The 3,120-nt window shown below is 72.2% G+C and carries 3 protein-coding genes; 2 read left to right on the forward strand and 1 reads right to left on the reverse strand.

The annotated features are described in order from the left end of the window. The first annotated feature begins 144 nt into the window (after positions 1–144). Positions 145–1,008 (forward strand): AraC family transcriptional regulator, encoded by an 864-nt coding sequence (locus tag AC1D01_RS27385; RefSeq protein WP_477872003.1) that lies wholly within the window; start codon positions 145–147, stop codon positions 1,006–1,008. 42 nt (positions 1,009–1,050) lie between these two features. Then, positions 1,051–1,962 carry an SDR family oxidoreductase gene (locus tag AC1D01_RS27390; protein ID WP_477872005.1) on the forward strand — a complete coding sequence of 304 codons (912 nt, stop codon included), beginning with the start codon at positions 1,051–1,053 and terminating at the stop codon, positions 1,960–1,962. A gap of 1 nt (position 1,963) precedes the next feature. Here AC1D01_RS27390 and AC1D01_RS27395 read toward each other — a convergent pair. Continuing rightward, a partial coding sequence (locus AC1D01_RS27395) for a peptide MFS transporter (RefSeq protein ID WP_477872007.1) occupies positions 1,964–3,120 on the reverse strand: 1,157 nt, incomplete at its 5' end.

Here is a 3,120-nt window from a genome sequence, read left to right on the forward strand (position 1 = left end):
GTTCTGCAGCGCGTCGGATGGCTGCGCCGCGCTGCCGGTTGCGAGCAGAAAGGCGGCCGCGCCAATCAGGAGGCTGTGCATCCCGCGATCGTAGACCGGGTTGCCCGTATGCTGCACTTTTGCGCAACGCGATGGAGGCGTCCGGTGGCCCAGCGCCTGTTCGTTCGACTCGACGAGGACCCCGTGCAGGGCCCGGAATCCGGCACGCCCGCGGCCAGCCTGCGAACGCTGCCGCTGCCCGCCGCGTTGCAGCCCTTCGTCGCGCAGATGCTGCTGTACCGCGAGAGCTTCTCGCCGGGCCACGAGATCGTCGAGCGCGTGATTCCCGATGGCGCGGTGCGCCTGGTCATGCACTGGGGCGATGCGCCGGCGGCCGGGCCGCAGCGCAGCCTGCTCGCGATCGGGCCCTCGACCACGCCGGCCGTGCTGCGGCTGTCTGGCCGCATGGCGGGGCTCGCGATCACGCTGCGCCACGGCGCGGCGGCCGCCCTGCTCGGCGTGCCGGTCGGCGAGATCGCCGGGCTCGCGTTGCCGCTGCAGGCGCTGTGGCCGCGCGACGACGCACCAGCCCTCGCCGCCCTCGCCAACCTGGAAGACGACGCCAGCCGCGTGCGGCTCGTGCAGCAGGCGTTGCTGCGCCGCCTGCGCCATGGGGCTGCCGGGGATCCACGGCCGGCCGTGCACGCGCTGCGGCTGCTGATGCAGTCCGGCGGTCGGCTGCCGGTGCCCGCGCTCGCTGCGCAGGTGGGTGTCGGCGAGCGTCGCCTGCAGCAGCTGTTCAGCACGCAGTTCGGGCTCTCGCCGCGCCGCTGGAGCCGGCTCTCGCGCCTGCACCGCTGCCTGCGCGACCTGCGCGCTCAACCGCAGCGCAGCTGGGCCGAGGTCGCGCTCGATGGCGGCTTCTTCGACCAGTCGCACCTCACCAACGAGTTCCGCGCGCTGTGCGGCTGCACGCCGGCCGAGTACCGGCGGCTCGCGGTTTCGGAATCTTCCAAGACCGCCGGCTGAAGGCCGCGCACCATGGCGCCGATCGACCCCAGGAGCCAGACGATGACGAACGAGAACAACCCGCGCCCGCTGCAGGGCCGCGTGGCGGTGGTGACCGGCGCAAGCCGCGGTGGCGGACGCGGCTGCGCGGTCGAGCTGGGCGCCGCCGGTGCCACGGTCTACGTGACCGGGCGCAGCACGCGCGCCCAGCCCGCGCAGAGCTACGGCCAGCTGCTCGGCCTGTCGGAACTCGCCGCCCTGCCCGGCAGCATCGACGACACCGCCGACGAGGTGACGTGCGCCGGCGGCCGCGGCATCGCGGTGCGCTGCGACCACACGCAGGACGACGAGGTGGCCGCGCTGTTCGCCCGCGTGCAGCGCGAGCAGGGCCGGCTCGACCTGCTCGTCAACAACGCCTGGGGCGGCCACGAGAGCTTCGACGGCGTGTTCAATGCGCCGTTCTGGGAGCACCCGCTGGCCCACTGGGATTCGATGATCGACCGCGGCGTGCGCAACCACCTGCTGGCGAGCCGCCACGCGGCGCCGCTGATGGTGAAGCAGGGCCGTGGGCTGATCGTCACGACCACCTTCTGGGACCGCGGCCACTACCTGCGCGGCAACCTGTTCTACGACCTCGCGAAGGCCGGCATGGCGCGTCTCGCCTTCGGCATCGCCGAAGAACTGCGCCCGCACGGCGTGGCCTCGGTCGCGGTGTCACCGGGCTGGATGCGCACCGAGTTCGTGCTGGCCGGCCACCACACCGACGAGGCGCACTGGCACGAGCGCCCTGCCCTCGCGCGCACCGAATCGCCACGCTACCTGGGCCGCGCCGTCGCGGCGCTGGCGGCCGACGCGCAGGTGATGCGCCGCAGCGGCCAGGTGCTGCGCGTGGGCGACCTGGCGCAGGACTACGGCTTCACCGACATCGACGGCAGACGCGTGCCGGCCTTCGAGATGGAGGAAGCGTCGCCGTGAATCAGTGAGCCGGCACCGCGTCGCCTGACACCGCCGCAGCGCCGTTGTCGACCGCCGTCGGCGCCAGCAGCTTGCCGAACACCAGCTTCACCGCCAGCAGCGCCACGCCGGCACCGCCGACCAGCACCGCGTGCAGGCCCCAGAACTGCTGCCCCGGCATCGTCTCGAGGAAGCCGGCCAGCCAGCCGACGAAGGTGTTGGCGAGGAACAGGTGCAGGTAGTAGGTGCCCATCATCAGCCCCTCGAGCTTGTGCGGCGCGGTTCGCGAGTACAGCGCCAGGCCGACCGGCATCACGTTGGCGAAACCGATGTCGTTGAGCACCGCGTAGCCGATCGCCCAGCCGAAGCCGACCTTCTCGCTCGAGTGGTCGACGATGCCCGAGGCGATCACCAGCAGCGCCGGCGCGGTGGCGGCGATCAGCGAGCCGATCGCCATCTTCGTGACCTCGTCCGGCTCGCGGCGGCGCGTGGCCCACCAGCGCCAGAACGCGATCGAGCCGATCATCGCCGCGGTGCTCGCGGCCGCATCGATCGCCTGCAGCCAGCTCACCGGCACCTGCCAGCCGAACAGCACCAGGTCCATGTACTTCTGCGACCACAGCGGGAACGCGTTGTTGTACTGCTGGTTGCCGACCACCGTCATCATCAGCACCGGGATCAGCGCGACCAGCAGCACCAGGCGGCCCTTCTCGGTGCCGGTCATCGCGGCGCGCGGCGCGGCAGCGGCCTGGTCGGCACGGCGCACGCGCTGCGGCTCGGGCGGCAGGTAGCGCCGGCCCTTGAGGTACACGAACAGGCCGATCACCATGCCGACGCCGGCGGCACCGAAGCCCCAGTGCCAGGCCACCTTCTCGCCGAGCGTGCCGCAGACGATCGGCGCGAGGATCACCGCGATCTGCACCGCCAGCATGAAGATCTGGAACGCGCTCGCACGCCGCTTGTCGCCGGGCGCGTACAGGTCGCCGACCTGCGCCGCGATGTTGCCCTTGAAGCAGCCGACGCCGATCAGCAGGCACAGCAGCGCGAAGAAGAAGCTGGCCTCGAAGGCCATCAGGAAGTGGCCGGTGGCCATCAGCACCGCGCCGAGCACGACCGTCTTCGTGCGGCCGAGCACGCGGTCGGCGAGCAGGCCGCCGAACAGCGGCGTCAGGTAGACGA

Source organism: Rhizobacter sp. P3_B12 (genome assembly GCF_056402895.1).